The sequence below is a fragment of the Bradyrhizobium arachidis genome (genome assembly GCF_024758505.1).
GTDB lineage: Bacteria > Pseudomonadota > Alphaproteobacteria > Rhizobiales > Xanthobacteraceae > Bradyrhizobium > Bradyrhizobium manausense_C.
In genome coordinates this window covers 4,683,642-4,701,248 of the sequence record NZ_CP077970.1, presented here as the reverse complement: position 1 = coordinate 4,701,248, position 17,607 = coordinate 4,683,642, and the positions used below count along the sequence as shown (strand labels likewise).

At 64.0% G+C, this 17,607-nt stretch carries 18 protein-coding genes; 8 read left to right on the top strand and 10 right to left on the bottom strand.

Going from position 1 to position 17,607, the window contains the following annotated elements:
• The first annotated feature begins 30 nt into the window (after positions 1–30).
• The 3 genes from KUF59_RS21695 (at position 31) to KUF59_RS21685 (ending at position 2,762) form a co-directional block, all read left to right on the top strand.
• Entirely contained in the window at positions 31–780 is a 750-nt protein-coding gene (locus KUF59_RS21695; protein WP_212459583.1) for an outer membrane protein, read from the top strand.
• 296 nt (positions 781–1,076) lie between these two features.
• Entirely contained in the window at positions 1,077–1,826 is a 750-nt protein-coding gene (locus tag KUF59_RS21690; protein WP_212459582.1) for an outer membrane protein, read from the top strand.
• Positions 1,827–2,078: 252 nt separating this feature from the next.
• The gene (locus KUF59_RS21685) at positions 2,079–2,762 is read left to right on the top strand and encodes an outer membrane protein (RefSeq protein ID WP_212459581.1); all 684 of its coding nucleotides are present in this window, start codon (positions 2,079–2,081) and stop codon (positions 2,760–2,762) included.
• Positions 2,763–2,848: 86 nt separating this feature from the next.
• Here the strand turns inward: KUF59_RS21685 and KUF59_RS21680 are convergent, their stop codons facing one another.
• Positions 2,849–4,594, bottom strand: a complete 1,746-nt coding sequence (locus KUF59_RS21680; protein ID WP_212459580.1) for a M4 family metallopeptidase — start codon at positions 4,592–4,594, stop codon at positions 2,849–2,851.
• Between the two features lie 290 nt (positions 4,595–4,884).
• Here KUF59_RS21680 and uvrA point away from each other — a divergent pair, with 290 nt between their 5' ends.
• Complete coding sequence (uvrA, locus tag KUF59_RS21675; protein ID WP_212459579.1) at positions 4,885–7,863, top strand: excinuclease ABC subunit UvrA; 2,979 nt, start codon at positions 4,885–4,887, stop codon at positions 7,861–7,863.
• Between the two features lie 35 nt (positions 7,864–7,898).
• Here the strand turns inward: uvrA and KUF59_RS21670 are convergent, their stop codons facing one another.
• Positions 7,899–8,426 carry a hypothetical protein gene (locus KUF59_RS21670; protein ID WP_212459578.1) on the bottom strand — a complete coding sequence of 176 codons (528 nt, stop codon included), beginning with the start codon at positions 8,424–8,426 and terminating at the stop codon, positions 7,899–7,901.
• Between the two features lie 58 nt (positions 8,427–8,484).
• Here KUF59_RS21670 and KUF59_RS21665 point away from each other — a divergent pair, with 58 nt between their 5' ends.
• Together KUF59_RS21665 and KUF59_RS21660 are read left to right on the top strand one after the other, a co-directional pair.
• Positions 8,485–9,159 carry an HAD hydrolase-like protein gene (locus KUF59_RS21665; RefSeq protein ID WP_212459577.1) on the top strand — a complete coding sequence of 225 codons (675 nt, stop codon included), beginning with the start codon at positions 8,485–8,487 and terminating at the stop codon, positions 9,157–9,159.
• Complete coding sequence (locus KUF59_RS21660) at positions 9,159–10,085, top strand: nucleoside hydrolase (protein WP_212459576.1); 927 nt, start codon at positions 9,159–9,161, stop codon at positions 10,083–10,085. The genes KUF59_RS21665 and KUF59_RS21660 overlap by 1 nt, the downstream gene beginning before the upstream one ends.
• Before the next feature lie 142 nt (positions 10,086–10,227).
• On the opposite strand, the gene KUF59_RS21655 is transcribed toward KUF59_RS21660, so the two are convergent.
• The 4 genes from KUF59_RS21655 to KUF59_RS21640 all read right to left on the bottom strand — a co-directional run bounded on the left by KUF59_RS21655 (position 10,228) and on the right by KUF59_RS21640 (position 14,068).
• A complete protein-coding gene (locus tag KUF59_RS21655) occupies positions 10,228–10,446 on the bottom strand; it encodes a hypothetical protein (RefSeq protein ID WP_212459575.1) in 219 nt (72 codons plus the stop codon).
• Positions 10,447–10,546: 100 nt separating this feature from the next.
• Positions 10,547–11,500, bottom strand: a complete 954-nt coding sequence (locus KUF59_RS21650; RefSeq protein ID WP_212459574.1) for a YVTN family beta-propeller repeat protein — start codon at positions 11,498–11,500, stop codon at positions 10,547–10,549.
• Positions 11,501–11,503: 3 nt separating this feature from the next.
• The gene (locus KUF59_RS21645) at positions 11,504–12,052 is read right to left on the bottom strand and encodes an SRPBCC family protein (protein WP_258769929.1); all 549 of its coding nucleotides are present in this window, start codon (positions 12,050–12,052) and stop codon (positions 11,504–11,506) included.
• A 114-nt stretch (positions 12,053–12,166) separates the two neighbouring features.
• Positions 12,167–14,068 carry an FAD-binding monooxygenase gene (locus KUF59_RS21640; protein WP_212459572.1) on the bottom strand — a complete coding sequence of 634 codons (1,902 nt, stop codon included), beginning with the start codon at positions 14,066–14,068 and terminating at the stop codon, positions 12,167–12,169.
• Between the two features lie 115 nt (positions 14,069–14,183).
• Here KUF59_RS21640 and KUF59_RS21635 point away from each other — a divergent pair, with 115 nt between their 5' ends.
• A complete protein-coding gene (locus KUF59_RS21635; RefSeq protein ID WP_212459571.1) occupies positions 14,184–14,648 on the top strand; it encodes a MarR family winged helix-turn-helix transcriptional regulator in 465 nt (154 codons plus the stop codon).
• A gap of 9 nt (positions 14,649–14,657) precedes the next feature.
• Here KUF59_RS21635 and KUF59_RS21630 read toward each other — a convergent pair whose 3' ends face one another.
• The 3 genes from KUF59_RS21630 to KUF59_RS21620 form a co-directional block, all read right to left on the bottom strand.
• Entirely contained in the window at positions 14,658–15,176 is a 519-nt protein-coding gene (locus KUF59_RS21630; protein ID WP_212459570.1) for a DUF1993 domain-containing protein, read from the bottom strand.
• 138 nt (positions 15,177–15,314) lie between these two features.
• On the bottom strand, positions 15,315–15,596 hold the full coding sequence (locus KUF59_RS21625) for a hypothetical protein (protein ID WP_212459569.1): 282 nt from the start codon (positions 15,594–15,596) through the stop codon (positions 15,315–15,317).
• A gap of 177 nt (positions 15,597–15,773) precedes the next feature.
• Entirely contained in the window at positions 15,774–16,733 is a 960-nt protein-coding gene (locus KUF59_RS21620; protein ID WP_212459568.1) for an SH3 domain-containing protein, read from the bottom strand.
• A gap of 244 nt (positions 16,734–16,977) precedes the next feature.
• Between KUF59_RS21620 and KUF59_RS21615 the strand changes: the two genes are divergently transcribed.
• Positions 16,978–17,412 carry a COG4315 family predicted lipoprotein gene (locus tag KUF59_RS21615; RefSeq protein ID WP_212459567.1) on the top strand — a complete coding sequence of 145 codons (435 nt, stop codon included), beginning with the start codon at positions 16,978–16,980 and terminating at the stop codon, positions 17,410–17,412.
• 24 nt (positions 17,413–17,436) lie between these two features.
• On the opposite strand, the gene KUF59_RS21610 is transcribed toward KUF59_RS21615, so the two are convergent.
• The gene (locus tag KUF59_RS21610; protein WP_212459566.1) at positions 17,437–17,601 is read right to left on the bottom strand and encodes a hypothetical protein; all 165 of its coding nucleotides are present in this window, start codon (positions 17,599–17,601) and stop codon (positions 17,437–17,439) included.
• Between the last annotated feature and the right edge of the window lie 6 nt (positions 17,602–17,607).

Genomic DNA, 17,607 nt, shown 5'->3' with positions numbered 1-17,607 from the left:
AGAAGCGGACCGTACTTGGAGAGAAAAAAGATGAAGAAGATTTTGTTGGGTACCGTCGGTGCAGTTGCCTTGGCTGTTTCGGCCCCCGCCGGCGCGGCGGATATGGCAGCACGCCCCTACACCAAGGCTCCGGTTGTGGCGCCGGCTCCGATCTACACCTGGACCGGGTTCTACGTCGGTATCCAGGGCGGTGGCGGCTGGGGCCGCAGCAACGAAACCTTCTTCCTGCTGCCGAATTCGCCCGTGTTCCTTGGCAGCCAGAGCTATGACACCAGCGGCGGCTTCGTCGGCGGCGTGTTCGGCTACAACTGGCAGTCGGGCCCGGTCGTGTTCGGCATCGAGGGCGACTATCACTGGGCTGACATCAATGGCCGTTCCGCCGAGGTCAACCTTGGCGTTGGTGACAGCTTCTTCACCCGCATCCGCGGCTTCGGCGATATCAAGGGCCGCCTCGGCTACTCGACCGGTCCGGCGCTGTGGTTCGTCAGCGGTGGCGCCGCCGTCGGCGACCTCCAGCATCGCTATGACAACCCGTTCGGCGGCTCCGCTGCCACCAGCACCACCCGCTGGGGTTGGACGGTCGGCGCCGGCGCCGAATACATGTTCGCCCCGAACTGGTCGGCCAAGGTCGAGTACAACTACATCGATTTCGGCAGGAGCACGCTCCAGTACGACCCCACTCCGGCCAATCGTTCCGAGTGGACCGACACCGTCCACACCGTCAAGGCTGGCGTGAACTACCACTTCAACTGGGGTGGCCCGGTCGTCGCCAAATACTGATCTGAAGTACTGACATCATCTCCTGAAAAGGCCGGCCTTGCGCCGGCCTTTTTGCTGGTCGCCAGCCAGCCACTGCACGGCGCCGTGCACAGCGCGATGCCGTCTCGGAACGCTGGGGAAAACCGTTCGTCCGCATTGACTTGTACTCACGACGCTTCTCGCCCGAGTGTTGCACTTGGGAGACGGACGCTGGCGTGAAACCGGGCTAGGATCGCACCGGAATTTGATCATTTGGGCGTCGCGCCTGATTGGCCGCTTCGGGGACAGCAAGAAGCGGCCACAGCCGGGGATACAAAATGAAGAAGATTTTGGTCGGTGTAATCGGTGCGATCGCGTTGAGCCTGTCTGCTCCGGCAAGCGCCGCGGACCTCGCGGCCCGTCCTTACGTCAAGGCCCCCACCCCTATCGCCGCGATCTACGACTGGAGCGGCTTCTACATCGGCCTCAACGGCGGCGGCGGCTCCGCGCACAAGTGCTGGGACAACTACACATTCGCCGGCGTGCTCGTTGGCGGTGAAGGCTGCCACAACGCAACCGGCGGCACGGTCGGTGGCCAGCTCGGCTACCGCATGCAGTCAGGTAACTGGGTGTTCGGCGTCGAAGGCCAGGGCAACTGGGCCGATTTCTCCGGCAGCAACACCAGCGTCCTCTTTCCCGCCCAGCTCAACCGCAGCCGCATCGACGCCTTTGGCCTGGTCACCGGTCAGCTCGGCTACGCCTGGAACAACGTGCTGTTCTACGTGAAGGGCGGCGGCGCTGTTGTCGGCGACAAATACGACGTCTTCACCACGCCTGGCGGCGTCTTGCTCGCCTCGGCCCGTGAAACCCGCTGGGGCGGAACGGTCGGTGCCGGCCTCGAGGTCGGCTTTGCGCCGAACTGGTCGGTCGGCGTCGAGTACGACCACATCTTCAGCGGCAACCGCACCCTCACCCTCAACACCGCCGCCGGCGTAGCCTTCCAGAGCGATCGCGTCGGTCAGGACGTGGACCTCGGCCTGATCCGCGTGAACTACCGCTGGGGCGGCCCCATCATTGCGAAGTACTGATTGAAGTACTGATCTTCGCCTGAAATTCCTCTTCTGTAGAAAAGGCCGGCCTCGTGCCGGCCTTTTTGTTGGGCGCAACACAGCCACCTGTACGTAATTGCATGGCTCCACACGTTTCTCGTGCAATGTTGCTGATTTGATACACAACTTACGCGTTTATCCCTGTACAGACGGAACTGGTTGGGCGGCGACGCCCGGGCACCCTTCCAGATCGTGGAAGGCAAGAAGACTCTGTGATTGGGGATTATTGAAATGAAGAAGGTTTTGCTGGCTTCGGCCAGTCTGTTGGCATTCAGCACATTTGCGCCGGCCATGGCGGCCGATCTGGCTGCGCGGCCCTACACCAAGGCGCCGGCGCCGCTCGCCGCAGTCTACAACTGGACCGGGTTCTACATCGGTGCCATGGGCGGCTACGCCTCGGAAAGCGGCGGCGACCCCAAGATGAAGGGCGGCTTTGTCGGCGGCACGATCGGCTACAACTGGCAGACCAGCAACATCGTCTTCGGTCTCGAGGCCGATGGCGCCTGGGCTGACGTGAACGCCTCCTCGACGGTGCCCGTCGTCTTCGGCGCCGTTGTCGCTCCGGTGACCACCAGCGCACGCATCGACGCGCTCGGCACGGTTCGCGGCCGCGTCGGCGTGGCCTTCGATCAGGTGCTGCTCTATGCGACCGGCGGCTATGCCTGGATCGATAACAAGTTCAGCGTCAGCGCGCTGGGCGTGACCGTCTCGGAGAGCCACTTCCACAACGGTTGGACCGTTGGTGCTGGTATCGAGGCCTTCTTCGCCCCGCAATGGTCGGTCAAGGGCGAGTATCTTTACCGCAGCCTGGGCAGCGAGAACTATTTCGGCGTCCCCTCGGGCACGCTCAACCTGCACAGCGTCCAGGTCGGCGTGAACTATCACTTCGGCGGTCCGGTGGTCGCGAAGTACTGATCTTCGCCCGACATCATCTCACTTGCGAAAGGCCGGCCTTGTGCCGGCCTTTTTGCTTTTCGAGGAGGCTGGGAGACGACGTCGTCCTAAAGCAGTCCGACCGTATCAAGCGCTGCCTTGACGGAGTTCGTCTCCTTGCTGTCCGCGCCGTTCAGCTTCGTGGCGGTCTCGAGGATGACCTTGGCCGCCGTGCGCAGGTCCGTCGGTGACTTGAACTGGTCAAGGCTCGCGATCCAGATCTTTCCTGCGCTGTCGGTGCCGATCTTCATCGCCGTCTCGTAGAATGCGCGGTTCGGAATCCCGGAGTTGATGTGCACGCCGCCGAAATCGCCGGCGGCGGTGTTGGGCGCCTTGTAGAGCTTGCTGAAATGGTTTGACTGCGCATCCCGGTCATAGGCCGTCCCGGGTGCTTTCATCGAGCGCAGCGGTCGCGTGTCGGTGCGATCGGGCTTGCCCTCGATCCACGCCATCGCCCCAGGCGCAATGACCCAATCGGCGGTCGACGCGGTCTGGTTCAGCTTCTTCTGCTTCACCAGCGTTGCGAGCACGTCCGTGTAGGATTGGACCAGCGCTCCCTCCTGCCCCTCATACTTGAACTTGGGCCAGCGCGATTGAACGAATGGCCAGGCGACCTCGTGATAGATCACATCAGGGATGTCCTGCACGCTCGGGGGAACGTTGATCGCTGTGCCATCCCAATATGCGTTGCGCTGGTCGTCCGAAATGAGCTTAAGCTCGGGTTCAGGCAAACTCGCGTTGAAGAGGCCGTTCAGGATGCGGGTGGCGTCGGCGACGTGCCCGCGCATCTTCTTCAGCGCGACGTCTTCCGTCGCCGCCGGGGCGAGCTTGGCAGCCGCCGGGCCGAGCTTGGCCGCGAGCGCTTCGATCGCCGATATCTTTGCCTGCAGGGTTTGCGGGTCCAGTCCAGGCTTGGGCGAGGCCGCGAGCCGGCGATAATAGCTCAGCGCGCGCTCGTAGTTCTCGGCGCTCTCCGCAATCGAGGCGGCAAAGGACGTCAGCTCGTTCCAGCTCACCATGCGATCTGCGAGTGGATGGAGCGCATCCGAAATCTTCACGAAATCGGGCTTGGCCTCGTCACCGTAGATCGTGAAGCGGCGATTGGCCTTCGCCGTCCCGTTGATGGACTCGACGAGCTGACTGAACTCGTCATCGCTGAGCTCTCGGTATTGGGGACTGTCGGTGGCCCAGCGCCGGTGAATGAGGGCCAACGCAATGGCGTCCGCGATGGCATTCGGATTGGCGTTCTTGACCGACATCCATATTGGCTTGGCCTTGCCCGGTGCGAGCGGATCGATGTTTCCCGCGACGATGGCGGACGTCCCATCCATGGAGACGGCGAAGGTTAGCGTCTTGTCGTGGACGAACCAGCGCTGGATGCCGGGCAGCAGCCCGCCGACGTCGACGCCCGCCACCTTGACGTCGATCGTCGTCGGTTCGAACAATTGCGCATTCAAGGCCGCGGTTTGGGGGATTCCGAGCATGCCAGCGGCTACCCCGCGGGGCAGCGCGATCTCGGAGGCGGCCGGCCTGGCCTGCTGCTGCGCTTGAATTTGCCGCTGATTTTCCGACGTCAGGGACGACTGCGACTCCTTCAGGTCCCATTGCAGCGCCTGGAGGCGCGCAATGATCAGCCGCGCCAACGCCTCGCCGGCAAGGTTCGGATCGCCGGTTCCGCCCACGACCTTGACCGGCGCGACGACGAGATTTCCGCCCGTTACGCTCTGGTAGACCGCGCTGAAGAACCAGACATTGCAGGCCAGAAGCGCCAGGCCACCCGTGAAATAGATCGCGAATTTGGTGAGGACTTCCATGTGCCCTCCCGGAAATGAAATAGACGTCAGTAAAACTATTGAATGCACTATAGCACAATCTGAGATTGCGGTCTGTGGTTAATCTCACACCTCACCGTCTCGGCCGCTCCTGCCACGTCCCGCCACGCGCCCAACAATCCGTTGACGATTCGCAACTCGCACTGGAAATCCGCCGTCGTTCTTCCTACGTTCGCAGCACACCCAATGGCGTCCATCCCCGGTTCCGGGCGAGGCGCGCCTGACCATCGGCGCGTTCGGCGTCTTTGGGTTTTTCCTTGGGGACCACCGGGATGGACGAAGTGATCAAGGCGAAGCGCCAACAACAGAACGCGGGATCACACCTGCGCGCAATCACGATCCGTGGCGCGCGCGAGCACAACCTCAAGAACATCGACGTCGAGATTCCCCGCGACAAGCTCGTGGTGTTCACCGGCCTGTCCGGCTCCGGCAAATCCTCGCTCGCCTTCGACACCATCTATGCGGAGGGCCAGCGCCGTTACGTCGAGTCGCTCTCGGCCTATGCCCGCCAGTTCCTGGAGATGATGCAGAAGCCTGATGTCGACCAGATCGACGGCCTCTCGCCGGCGATCTCGATCGAGCAGAAGACGACCTCGAAGAACCCGCGCTCCACCGTCGGCACCGTCACTGAGATCTACGACTACATGCGCCTGCTCTGGGCCCGAGTCGGCGTGCCCTATTCGCCCGCCACCGGCCTGCCGATCGAGAGCCAGACCGTCTCGCAGATGGTGGACCGCGTGCTCGCGCTGCCCGAGGGCACCCGCCTCTATCTGCTCGCGCCCGTCGTGCGCGGCCGCAAGGGCGAGTACAAGAAGGAGCTCGCCGAATGGCTCAAGAAGGGCTTTCAGCGCGTCAAGATCGACGGCGCCTTCTACGAGCTCGCCGAAGCGCCTGTTCTCGACAAGAAATTCCCGCACGATGTCGACGTCGTCGTCGACCGCATCGTGGTGCGCGCCGATATCGGCCAGCGCCTCGCCGAGAGTTTTGAGACCGCGCTAAAACTCGCCGAGGGCCTTGCCGTCGTCGAATTCGCCGACGCACCGGCGGCCGCACAGCCTGAGGAAAAGAAGAAGACCGCAAAAATCCACGACAAGAGCGGGCCCGAGCGCATCCTGTTCTCGGAAAAGTTCGCCTGCCCGGTGTCCGGCTTCACCATCCCCGAGATCGAGCCCAGACTCTTTTCCTTCAACAACCCCTACGGCGCCTGCCCCGCCTGCGGCGGCCTCGGCGTCGAGCAGCATGTCGACGAGGACCTCGTCATCCCCGACAAGGAACTCGCCATCGGCAAGGGAGCGATCGCGCCCTGGGCAAAATCGTCATCGCCCTATTACCTGCAGACGCTGATTGCGCTCGGCAAGCACTACAAATTCACACCGACCACCAAATGGAAGGACCTGCCGAAGAAGACGCAGAACGCGATCCTCTACGGTTCCGGCGAGGACGAGATCAAGTTCTCCTACGAAGACGGCGTGCGCTCCTACGACACCAAGAAGCCGTTCGAGGGCGTCATCACCAACATCAATCGCCGTTATCGCGAGACCGAGAGCGAGTGGGCGCGCGAGGAGCTGGCCAAGTATTTCCACGACGTACCCTGCGATGCCTGCAAGGGCCATCGCCTGAAGCCTGAGGCGCTCTGCGTCAAGATCGGCGGCAAGCATATCGGCGATATCTCAGAACTCTCGGTGAAGCGCGCCGGCGAGTGGTTCGAGACCGTGCCCGAGGCGCTGAACAAGCAGCAGAACGAGATCGCCGGCCGCATCCTCAAGGAGATCCGCGAGCGCCTCACCTTCCTGCTCGACGTCGGCCTCAACTATCTCACCCTCTCCCGCTCCTCCGGCACGCTCTCCGGCGGCGAGAGCCAGCGCATCCGCCTGGCCTCGCAGATCGGCTCGGGTCTCACAGGCGTGCTCTACGTGCTGGACGAGCCGTCGATCGGCCTGCATCAGCGCGACAATGCGCGCCTGCTCGATACGCTCAAGAGACTTCGCGACCTCGGCAACACCGTGGTCGTGGTCGAGCATGACGAGGACGCCATTCGCCTCGCCGACTACGTGCTCGACATCGGCCCCGGCGCAGGCATGCATGGCGGCCACATCGTCGCCGAAGGCACGCCCGCCGAGATCATGCGCAACCCGAAATCGCTGACCGGAAAATATCTCACCGGCGAGCTCGAGGTCGAGGTGCCGGAGCGGCGCCCGCCGAACCATCGCCGCACCATCAAGGTGGTGAATGCGCGCGGCAATAACCTCAAGAACGTCACCGCCGAGATTCCACTCGGCCTGTTCACCTGCGTCACCGGTGTTTCCGGCGGCGGCAAGTCGACGCTGCTGATCGACACGCTGTACCGCGCCATCGCCCGCAAGCTGAACAATGCGAGCGAGGGTGCCGCGCCGCACGACCGCATCGAGGGCCTGGAGCATATCGACAAGATCATCGACATCGACCAGTCGCCGATCGGCCGCACCCCGCGCTCCAACCCCGCGACCTATACCGGCGCCTTCACGCCGATCCGCGAGTGGTTCGCCGGACTTCCCGAGGCGAAAGCGCGCGGCTATGAGCCCGGCCGCTTCTCCTTCAACGTCAAGGGCGGCCGCTGCGAAGCCTGCCAGGGCGACGGCGTCATCAAGATCGAGATGCACTTCTTGCCCGACGTCTACGTCACCTGCGACGTCTGCAAGGGCAAGCGCTACAACCGCGAGACGCTGGAGGTCCTGTTCAAGGGCAAGAGCATCGCCGACGTGCTCGACATGACCGTCGAGGAGGCCGCCGAGTTCTTCAAGGCCGTCCCGCGCGTCCGCGAAACCTTCAACACCCTGCACCGCGTCGGCCTCGACTACATCCATGTCGGCCAGCAGGCCACGACGCTGTCCGGCGGCGAAGCCCAGCGCGTTAAACTGGCAAAAGAGCTGTCGAAGCGCGCGACGGGACGCACGCTCTACATCCTGGACGAGCCGACCACCGGCCTGCACTTCCACGACGTCAAGAAGCTGCTGGAGGTGCTGCACGAGCTGGTCGCCCAAGGCAACACGGTGGTCGTCATCGAGCACAACCTCGAGGTCATCAAGACCGCCGACTGGGTCATCGACCTCGGCCCCGAAGGCGGCGACGGCGGCGGCGAAATCGTCGCCTGGGGCCCACCCGAGGACATCGCCAAGGCGCCGCGGAGCTATACGGGGAAGTTCCTGGCCCCGGTGCTGGAGAAGGCGAACAAGCCGAAGCGGCGGCGGACGGCGAGTGAGGCGGCAGAGTAGCACTCGGGAGCGGCGGCCAACCTGACTTTTCGGCGTCAGCGAACGACCGATCTGCGCCGCCGCTCGATTTGTTTGAGCGCCGCGTTTCTCAGAAACTCATCGTCGGATGCGGCAAGTATCGCCAGCTTGCTCTCGGCTTCACCGCCGGCTAGTTTCCCAAGCGCCCAAATGGCTTTGCTTGCCAAAGCCCGGCTATCATCAAATTCGAGATATTTCGGCACCCATCGAGTTGCGCGAAACAGCGCCTCTGCCGCTGCTGGAGTCCGCAGCTCATCCAATGCGCTGACAACATCTTCGTGGCTATGATGCCAGTCGGCATCTACGAGACGGCAGAGAATAACCACGTGCTCCGGAGTAAAACCAAAAACAAATCCGACGATCAGAGAGCAGTCCAAATCTTTGGCGTGTCGCGCTCGATAGGCTTCATCAAGCCACTTCAAAGCGAGACCGCCATCGTCGACAGCAGAAGGAAACCGCTGCAAGAAGGTCTCCTTTGAAATCTCTCTTGATCCTCTTGGGCTCATGATCAAGCCGCGGCAAAGCTTGCGTTGCTCTTCATTCATAGTCAAAGCGTCCGCTCTTTACATCTGGATAGGAGATGTGGCTTGAATAACCTATATCATGCCCTACTCCCTCGCCATCTTCGATCTCGACGGCACGCTGGCCGACAGCTTTCCGTGGTTTTTGCGCACCATCAACGACATCGCCGATCGCTTCGGCTTTCGCCGGGTGGCCGATGACGAGATCGAAGCGTTGCGTCATGCCTCCACCCGCGAGATCCTGAGCGCGCTCGAGGTGCCGGTCTGGAAACTGCCGATGATCGCCCGGTATGCGCGGCGACTGAAAGCGGAGCATGCGGCGACCATCCCGCTCTTTCCGGGCGTCGAGGCAATGCTGCGGACGCTCGTGGATAACGGCGTGCAGTTGGCGCTGGTGACGTCGGACAGCGAGGCCAATGCGCGGGAGAAGCTTGGGCCTGCCGCGACGCTGATCGCCCATTTCGATTGCTCCGCCTCGCTGTTCGGCAAGGCGACGAAATTCCGTCGCGTCGTCCGCCGCGCGGGCGCGAAGCCGGCCGACGTGATTTCGATCGGTGACGAGGTGCGCGACATCGAGGCGGCGCGCAGTGCCGGAATTGCCTGCGGCGCAGTGTGCTGGGGCTATGCCGCGCCGGCGGCGCTGCGGGCACTGGCGCCGGATCACATGTTCGAGCGGATGGACGAGATCGTGGCTATGCTTGCGCCGGACTTTGGCGCAGGCGTGAGCAACGCCGAGGCGCGCCCAGGGAGACGATGATGGCACTGACGGAAGCAGCGCGCCTCAAACTCCTGACCCCGCCCGTCGGCCGTGTGCGCGTCGTGCTCGACACCGACACCTACAACGAGATCGACGACCAATTTGCGCTGGTCCAGCTGCTGCTGTCCAAAGACCGCTTCGACGTCGAGGCGATCTACGCCGCGCCGTTCTTCAACACGCGCGCGGACAGCCCCGGTCACGGCATGGAGCTGAGCTATCAGGAGATCCTGCGCCTGCTGGAGCGCATGAACGTCACGCCCGAAGGCCTGGTTCACCGTGGTGTCACCGACTATGTCGGACCCGCCAAGCAAGCCCGGGAAGCGTCCGCCGTCGACAACATGATTGCCCGCGCCCGCGCGGGCTCGCCGGACAAACCGCTCTATATCGTCGCCATCGGCGCCATCAGCAACGTCGCTTCGGCGCTTCTGAAGGCGCCTGACATCATCGATCGCACCGTCGTGGTCTGGCTTGGCGGCCATGCGCTGGAATGGCCTGACACCGTCGAGTTCAATCTCAAGCAGGACGTCGGCGGCGCGCAGGTGCTGCTCGACAGCGGCGTGCCGCTGGTGCTGGTGCCGTGCAAGGGCGTCACCTCGCACCTTCACTCGACCGTGGCGGAGATCGAGCGCTACGTCGAACCGCACGGCAGCATCGGCGCCTTCCTCGCCATGCGCTTCAAGGAGTATTCGTCCGACCATCTCGGCTGGGCCAAGGAGATCTGGGACATGGCGCCGGTCGGCTGGCTGCTCAACCCCGACTGGGCGCCGAGCGTGATCATTCCATCGCCGGTTCTGACGGATCAGATGACATGGAGCACCGATCGCCGGCGTCATGCGATCCGCTATGTCACCTACGTCAACCGCAATCCGATTCTGAGGGACTTTTTCCTAAAGCTGCAGGCCTTCGCCGCGTCGAAAGTGCCGTAGGGTGGGTTAGCCCCGCGGATTGCGCAAAGCGCAATTCGCTAGGCGTAACCCACCACTTCTGTTGACGCGGAAACTAAAGCGGTGGGTTACGCCGAGCGGACTGCGCTTTCGCGCGGCCGCGGGGCTAACCCACCCTACGCACCTACCTCGCCGTCTCGCGCTTTTCCAACGTTGCCGCGATCCGCTCAAGAAAACCGTTCATCCGCCGTGTCTCGACGACCTGTTGCTCGTAAAGCTCGATCAAGGTCGCGCCTGACGAGCCACGTGCCTGCATTCCGTTCCTTCGCGAAAACCAAAACCAGAGCCCCATCAGCACCACGAACGGCATCCACGAGATCAGCAACTCCACCCATTTGCCCATCAAAAAACATCTCCAGTCTCACCGCGCATGGCGGCTCAAAGCAATCCTAGATAGCATCTGTCGGCGGAGCGCAACATTTGGTTCGATGGCCACGCCGCCCCTACTCCGTCTTCCGCAAGAATGCCCCGAACGCGCGCGGGCCGTCGCCGACCTTGACCTCGCCCACCACTTTCAGCTCGACCGCGTCGATGATGCTGAGCGAGTTGCTCTCCCAGTTCGCCACGATGATGCGCTTGCCGTCCGCTGTCGCCGCGATTCCTTCGGGATAGTCGCCGACGCCGATGCGCTTGACCGGCGCAAGCGTGGCGAGATCGAACACGCTGACGGTGCCGTCATATTGGTCGGTGACGAAGCCGCGGCCCTGCGCCAGCGCCACCGCATAGGGGCGAAGACCAGTCTTCACACGTCCGATCTCGCGGGCCTCCGCGACATCGATGACCGACACATCGTTCGATCCGACATTGGCAGTGTAGGCGCGCCGTCCCTCGGCATCGATGGTCATGCCAAACGGGCGCACCCCGACCTTGATGACGGCCCGCCGCTCGCGCGTTGCGGTATCGATGACGGATACGCTGTCGGCATCGCGGTCCGCCGAGAGCAGGAGCCGCCCGTCCGATGTCAGCACAAGCCCCGACGGCGAGGCGCCGACCGCGATATCGGCGATCACGCGCAGCTCTTTCGGATCGATCACCCGCACGGCCGCGGCGTACCAATCGGCGACATAGACCGCCGCACCATCCGGCGCCACCGCGACCCCGAGCGGACCGCCGCCGACATGGATCTTGCCGACGATCTGGCGGGCGGCGGCATCGACCACCGTCAGCGCCTTGGCGTCGGGGCTCGTCACATAGGCGAAGCGTCCGTCCCGGGTGACGGCGACGCCCGCGGGCTTGCCACCGATCGCGATGGTCGCGACCGGCCGCACGGTTGCGAGGTCGACGACCGTCAGATTTTCGCTGAGCTGATTGGTGACGAAGGCTTCTTCGGCGGAGGCGCCTTCAACCGCGGCCTGCGCGATGCTGGCGGCGAGCGCCGCCAGAACCAGGACGCGCACGGCTCAGCTTCCGCTTTCGAGCTTCTTCTTCAGGCCCTCGAGCCCGGCCTTGTAAAGCCCGCTCACCGCCTTCACGGCGGCCTCGTCGCTCAGCTCCGGCGGCGGATCGTTGTTGGGAAAGCCGCGATAGAACGCACCGGCCCATTCCACCTTCGACTTGCCGTCTGACGCCGGCGACACGGTCAGCGTCGAGGAATAATTGGTGACCGGCAGCACTTTTACATCCACGGCCGTGATCCGGTACGAATAGCTCAGCATGTCCGGCTCGTATTTGTAGAGCTCCTCGTCAACCGTCGCGCCGCCCGTCAGGGTCAGCTTCCGCGTCGCGCCGATCTCATTGCCCTTCTCGCCCTCGGTCTTGGTGACCGGCGCGAGCCAGCTCATGTCCTGGAAATTGCCGATCGCCGCCCAGACCTTGGCCTGCGGCACGTTGATCTCGATGGATTCCCGCACCTTTTGCCGGGTCGGCCCGTGGGCCCAGCTCGGGGCAAAAGCCGCCGTCATCGCCGCGCCCACCACAGCCACCGCGGCCTTCGTCTTCGTCACCTTCATATCGTTTCCTCAATCGTCTCGTTGCTCTCTGCGCGGCTGACGCGCGCTAAGCGCCATCGTAGCGCAGTTTTTGGCCGGATCGAGACAATTGTGGCGCCGGCGAGCGGTACCGCCTCACCCCTGCGGCAGCATGAACGCGTCGAAATACGCCGCAACCTCCCGGTGCGCGTCGAGCGGCAGCACTTGTGCGACGTACTGATCCGGCCGCACGATCACCACGCAGCCCCTGGTGCGGTCGATGCCGCGCATCGCAAAAATGTCCTGGCCGTCCCTGAGGTCGGGGCAAAACACCTTCTCGTAGTCGCGTAAGCCATAGCGCCCCTTCGCCGGCAGCAGCAGCGACGGCATCGCCGCGATGTCGAGGGCCGTATGCGCCTGCTGGAATACCGCGCGGACGTCGATCACCGCATCGATGTCAGCCCCGGCCGGCGTGTAGCGCCTGACCGGCGATTTCGTGTCATCGCTGAGGAAGTCGCACAAGCCGCGAATGCCTGCCTCTTGCGCTCCGGCAAAGGCGTAGATCCGCCAGCGGCCATCGGCCTTGGCGACATGGCCGAGGTGAACCGGTTTTGCATCCGACAGGCGCACGACGGGCGCCGAATGAAAACGCATGCCGACCACAAATCCCCTGGCAAGGTCCTGGTGCGTCGCCTCGCCCGTGAGAAGCGACGGGCGATAATGCGCGGCGGTCCCTGCGGTGTAGCGCCCGTGCCGGACAAAATAATCCTGCGTTTTCGCGGCGTCGGCGCCTACGCCGTCGCCCTTGGCGGAGGCGAGGATGTCGGCCCACTCGCGATCGAAATCGATCAGCTCCTTGGCGATCGCGCGGCGCTCGGCGGAATAGCTGTGCAGCAGGCTCGGCGGAGAGCGCTTGCGCAACACGGCGGCCAGCTTCCAGCCCAGATTGAAGGCGTCCTGCATGGAGACGTTCATGCCCTGCCCGGCCTTCGGGCTGTGGGTGTGGCAGGCGTCGCCGGCGATGAACACGTGCGGCAGGCGCGTTGCGATTTCGCTCTCCGGCACGTCGTCGAACTTGTCGGTCAGGCGCTGGCCGATCTCATAGACCGACCACCAGGCGATCTCCTTCACCTCGAGCGTATGGGGATGAAGGATTCGCCGCGCTTTCGCGATCAGATCGTCGGCGGTGATGTTGCGGTTGGCGACGCGCTCGCCTGCGTCCAGATTCGTCAGCTCGACATAGAGCCGGACCAGATAGCCGCCCTCGCGCGGAATGATGATGATGCTTCCGTCATGGGCGGACTGGATCAGGCATTTGAAGCGGATGTCGGGGAAGTCGGTGACCACGAGCACATCCATCACGCCCCAGGCGTGGTTGGCGGACTCGCCCACGAGCTCGCGCCCGATCGATTTGCGCACCGACGAACGCGCGCCGTCGCAGCCGACGACGTAGCGCGCCCTGACGGTTTCGACCTTGCCCTCGTTGTCGGGATCGACCCGTTCGAGCCTCACCGTCACCGGATGCGACGCATTTGGGTCAACCGTCAGATCGAGCAGACGGCGCGCGTAGTACGGATCGAGCTTGGTCGGTGATCGTCGCATGACGTCGAGGTAGCCGTCATGCACGCGCGCCTGGTTGAGAATGACATGGGGGAATTCCGACAGCCCGTCCTCGACATCCTGCACCCGTCCGCTGCGTGCGATCCTGTCCGGCCGCTTCGCGTCGGGCTTCCAGAAAGTCGTCTCCGTGATCCAGCAGGACTCCTTCAACACCCGCTCGGCAAAACCGAAGGCGTTGAACATCTCCATGGTGCGGCAGGCGACGCCGTCGGCCTGACCGCGCAACAGCCGGCTGGCCTTCTGCTCGACGATGCAGGTCTTGATGTCCGCAAACTGGGAGAGCTGCGCCGCCAGCGTCAGCCCGGCGGGCCCGCAGCCGACGATGAGGACGTCGACCTCTTCCGGAACGGCGCCCGGCATGCCCGACGGCAGGACGCGCTCGGCGGGATCGGCAATCTCGGGATCGCCCGGCTCAAAGCCGTTGAGATGGAATTGCATGGCCAGCTCCTCCCCGTCATGGGCTGCATTCTGCGGCCCGGCGTTCACTTCGATATTGCTCAGTATGCTGACTATCAGTATACTTGTCAATATCACGCCGCCTTCGGAGGTTTCCGTGAGAGACAACAACGAGATGCCCGGGCATCTGGCCCGCCGTTTCCAGCAGATCGCGGTGGCGGTGTTCCTGGCAGAGGTCGGAGAGGCCGGTTTCGACCTGACGCCGGTGCAATACGCAGCCCTCGCCTCGATCAAGGCGAACCCGGGAATCGACCAGGCGACGCTGGCCGGGCTGATCGCCTACGACCGAACCACCATCACCGGCGTGGTCGATCGTCTGGTGCAGAAGAATTTGCTGGAGCGCCGCGCCTCGAGCCGCGACCGCCGCGCCCGCGAGCTGGAGATCACTGACGAAGGCAAGCGGACGCTGCGCGCGATCACGCCGGCGGTCGAGGAGGCCCAGCGCATGATGCTGCGCGGCCTCACGCCTAAGGAAGCGGCCGAATTGATGCGGCTGATGCGCAAGGCCATTGCAGCCGGCAACGAATTGAGCCGCGCGCCGCTGCGCGACGCGCAGGCCTAGCAGGCGCGCCTACGTCTTCAGATTCAACCGCCCCATAAAGTCGCGCTTGCCGAGCGGCACGCCCTTGTGGCGGAGGATGGCGTAGGCAGTGGTCGCGTGAAAGAAGAAATTTGGCAGCGAGAACGACATCAAAAAGCCTTCCGCCGTGAACGGCAGCGTGCGCTCGCCGAGCTTGAACATGACGTCGCGGCCAAGCAGCGCGTTGACCTCCTCACGCGTCAAGGCGGATAGTTCGTCGCGCGCGGCCGTCACCAGGGCTTGCAGGGCGGCATAGTCCTCACCCTTGGGCGCAGGCGGCACGAACACGCCGTTCTTCGCCGCCTGCATCGCGCCGCGCGAATGATGCGCGAGCGAGACGACCTGGAAGCGGAACGGCAGCATGTCGGGCGCAATCCGCGTCTCGACCACCTCGGCCGGATCGATGCCCTTCTCCTTGCAATGGGCGAGACCCTTGTCGAGGAAGCCGCTGGCGGCGCCGAGGATTTGCAGATAGTTGGCGACCGTTGCGTCGTAGAGCGAAAAGGCCATGGCGGATCTCCCTCAGTCCAATTGTTGTTTTGTGGACCTAGGGTTTCACCAATTTCCTGGGGAATGCAAGGACTGCCCGGTCCCGCAAGGCCGCCGCCTTTGCGTGGACACGGATCGTGCGCCGCTTACGTAGGACTATCAGTGCACGCGAATGATGTGCGGACGCCCCAGGTCGATCAATCCCTGCACCGCCGACAGGCGGTCTTCCAATGCTGCAATCGTCACCTGCAAATTATTCCGCCGTTCATCCAAGATCCCGATGTCGGCGTTCGACAACCCGTCCTTGGTCCGCTGCTTGTCGATACCGGAGAGCGACTTGCGAAGGCCGGCGATCAGGCCCGCAAGTTGCTTGGCTTCCTTCGACATCGACTTCAAAGCGACATTTTGGCGTCGCGTCTCCAGTTGGTTCTGATGCTTCATCGTTCATCCCTCCGAGCCCCCTGCCCGAGTGGATGGTTTCAGCATTGATGCGAGATGTTACGATCAATGAAATCTGCTTGGGTGCAATTGGATCAAATTGCATCCTTTGCGGGTTCCATGCCCTTTCGATGACGCCAAAGGAAAGCCCGGCGCAAGGCCGGGCTTTCGAGGGAATTATCAGTGCTTTTGATGCCCGGGAGGGCCGCCGGCCGCCGGACCGCCACGAGGCGCGGCGTTGACGTGGGGCGCGCCGCCGCCCCCGGCATGCGGCATCGCGGGCGCGGCCGCGCGCGGCGCCGGCATTTGCGCACGCGCGTTCATCGGCGGACCGTGACTGACACTGGGTTGCGCGACGTGCGGCGTCGCCGGACGTGCCGCCGGGGCGGCCGAAACCCGCGGCGCCTCATGGCCACGCGCCATCGCCGGCGGTTGCGGACGCGCATGCGCGATCGGCTGCTGCTGCACGCGGGCGGCTGCACGCGCCGGACCGTTCTCACGCGTCATGCGCGCCCGTGCGTCCAGTGCGCGACCACGCGCCTCACGCGCATCGCGTGCGCGGTCGATGGTCTGCTCGCGCGTCACGCGTTCGCTGACACCGGCTCGCGTCCGGCCTGCGACCGGCGCGGCGTCGCGCTTGGCGGTGTCTCCGCGGACGGCAATCGTGGCATCGCGCGCGGCGGCGGCGCGGCCGATACGAGCGGCGCGCGGATCGATGGTCGGCCGCATCGCGGTGCTCTGATGCGAACTCCAATAGTCATTCCAGTAGGCACGGCGATGATACCAGGGCCGCCCAGAATAGTAGCTCGACCAGTACGAGCTCAGCACGAACGGCGCGACCGGCACGTCGATCTCGTCGACATAATCGGGGAGATAGACGTAACGGTTGCGGTACAGATATTCGAGATATTGCGACGATACCCAGCCGCGATCGTCGGTCCAGCTCACGTCGCACCAGGCATTGCCCCTGAGGCAGCCGTGGATGTTGACGCGGGCGCCCGCGGGAATGCGATCGACCATCGGAAAGCCCGGTCCCGGGCCTGCGCGCAGGCCTACGGATGCTGTGACGATACCCGGCGCCGCCAACGCTGCGCCGGGCGCGAGCAGCAATGCTGCTATCAAAACGCCTTTCAGTTTCATGACACGTTCCTCCTCTCATGGCCGAACGTTCGAGCAGAAGAGGCGTTCCGCGGCATTCGCCGAAAGGTGGAGCGATTGCGCAAATGCGCGACCGCATCATTCATCCGCCGTTCATGCCGGAGGGCCAAGCGCGCTTGCCCATAATTGCCGCAGCCGCGCGAAACCTGGAACTAACCTTCTGCGGCTACCATCCGCACTCTATTCGGCGCTTAACGCGCGATTAACTTTGCGATCGGGGGCTTGGATGTTGAAGTTCGCATTTTTGGCCGCGGCCGTGCTGGTCTCGGCTGACCAGGCGCTTGCGAACGGACATGGCGGCTCTTCGGAACCGCCGCCGCCGAAGCCGGACGCGCAGACCTCGCCGGCGCGCGTGGTCCAGACCAAGCAAGGCCCGAAGCTCGTCGATCTCAAGGGCATGACGCTCTACTACTATGAGCGCGATACCAGCGGAAAGACGTCGAGCTGCGACGGCAAATGCACCGAGAGCTGGACCCCGCTCTCCGCGCCAAAGGACGCCAAGGCGGTCGGCGATTTCACGATCATCACCCGCAACGACGGCAGCAAGATGTGGGCCTATCGCTATCGCCCGCTCTATACGTCGCCCGCGGACAAGGCCCCCGGGGACATCAACGGCAACGCCACGACCATGCTCTGGCGGGTCGCCCGGCCGGAAGAGTAAGTCACCGCGCGGAGGCCAGCCGGCCTAATCGGCTCGACCATCAGGCGCAATCGGCCTGAAGGCCGGCACATCGGCGCTTGCCTGCAGCGGCCTCACCTTCGCATTCACCAGCACTGGCTTGGTCGTGAACCACAGCGCAGCCACCGCCGCGATGAGGACACCGGCGCCGAGCGCCGCGAGCTCTTTCATGACCGT

Excerpts from the sequence above, each read along its gene's own strand:
- KUF59_RS21660 (WP_212459576.1), top strand. The coding sequence starts at position 9,159 with ATGGCACTGACGGAAGCAGCGCGCCTCAAACTCCTGACCCCGCCCGTC.
- KUF59_RS21655 (WP_212459575.1), bottom strand. The coding sequence starts at position 10,446 with ATGGGCAAATGGGTGGAGTTGCTGATCTCGTGGATGCCGTTCGTGGTG.
- KUF59_RS21690 (WP_212459582.1), top strand. The coding sequence starts at position 1,077 with ATGAAGAAGATTTTGGTCGGTGTAATCGGTGCGATCGCGTTGAGCCTG.
- KUF59_RS21685 (WP_212459581.1), top strand. The coding sequence starts at position 2,079 with ATGAAGAAGGTTTTGCTGGCTTCGGCCAGTCTGTTGGCATTCAGCACA.
- KUF59_RS21680 (WP_212459580.1), bottom strand. The coding sequence starts at position 4,594 with ATGGAAGTCCTCACCAAATTCGCGATCTATTTCACGGGTGGCCTGGCG.
- uvrA (WP_212459579.1), top strand. The coding sequence starts at position 4,885 with ATGGACGAAGTGATCAAGGCGAAGCGCCAACAACAGAACGCGGGATCA.
- KUF59_RS21645 (WP_258769929.1), bottom strand. The coding sequence starts at position 12,052 with ATGAAGGTGACGAAGACGAAGGCCGCGGTGGCTGTGGTGGGCGCGGCG.
- KUF59_RS21630 (WP_212459570.1), bottom strand. The coding sequence starts at position 15,176 with ATGGCCTTTTCGCTCTACGACGCAACGGTCGCCAACTATCTGCAAATC.
- KUF59_RS21695 (WP_212459583.1), top strand. The coding sequence starts at position 31 with ATGAAGAAGATTTTGTTGGGTACCGTCGGTGCAGTTGCCTTGGCTGTT.
- KUF59_RS21640 (WP_212459572.1), bottom strand. The coding sequence starts at position 14,068 with ATGCAATTCCATCTCAACGGCTTTGAGCCGGGCGATCCCGAGATTGCC.
- KUF59_RS21665 (WP_212459577.1), top strand. The coding sequence starts at position 8,485 with ATGCCCTACTCCCTCGCCATCTTCGATCTCGACGGCACGCTGGCCGAC.
- KUF59_RS21615 (WP_212459567.1), top strand. The coding sequence starts at position 16,978 with ATGTTGAAGTTCGCATTTTTGGCCGCGGCCGTGCTGGTCTCGGCTGAC.
- KUF59_RS21610 (WP_212459566.1), bottom strand. The coding sequence starts at position 17,601 with ATGAAAGAGCTCGCGGCGCTCGGCGCCGGTGTCCTCATCGCGGCGGTG.
- KUF59_RS21620 (WP_212459568.1), bottom strand. The coding sequence starts at position 16,733 with ATGAAACTGAAAGGCGTTTTGATAGCAGCATTGCTGCTCGCGCCCGGC.
- KUF59_RS21670 (WP_212459578.1), bottom strand. The coding sequence starts at position 8,426 with ATGAATGAAGAGCAACGCAAGCTTTGCCGCGGCTTGATCATGAGCCCA.
- KUF59_RS21625 (WP_212459569.1), bottom strand. The coding sequence starts at position 15,596 with ATGAAGCATCAGAACCAACTGGAGACGCGACGCCAAAATGTCGCTTTG.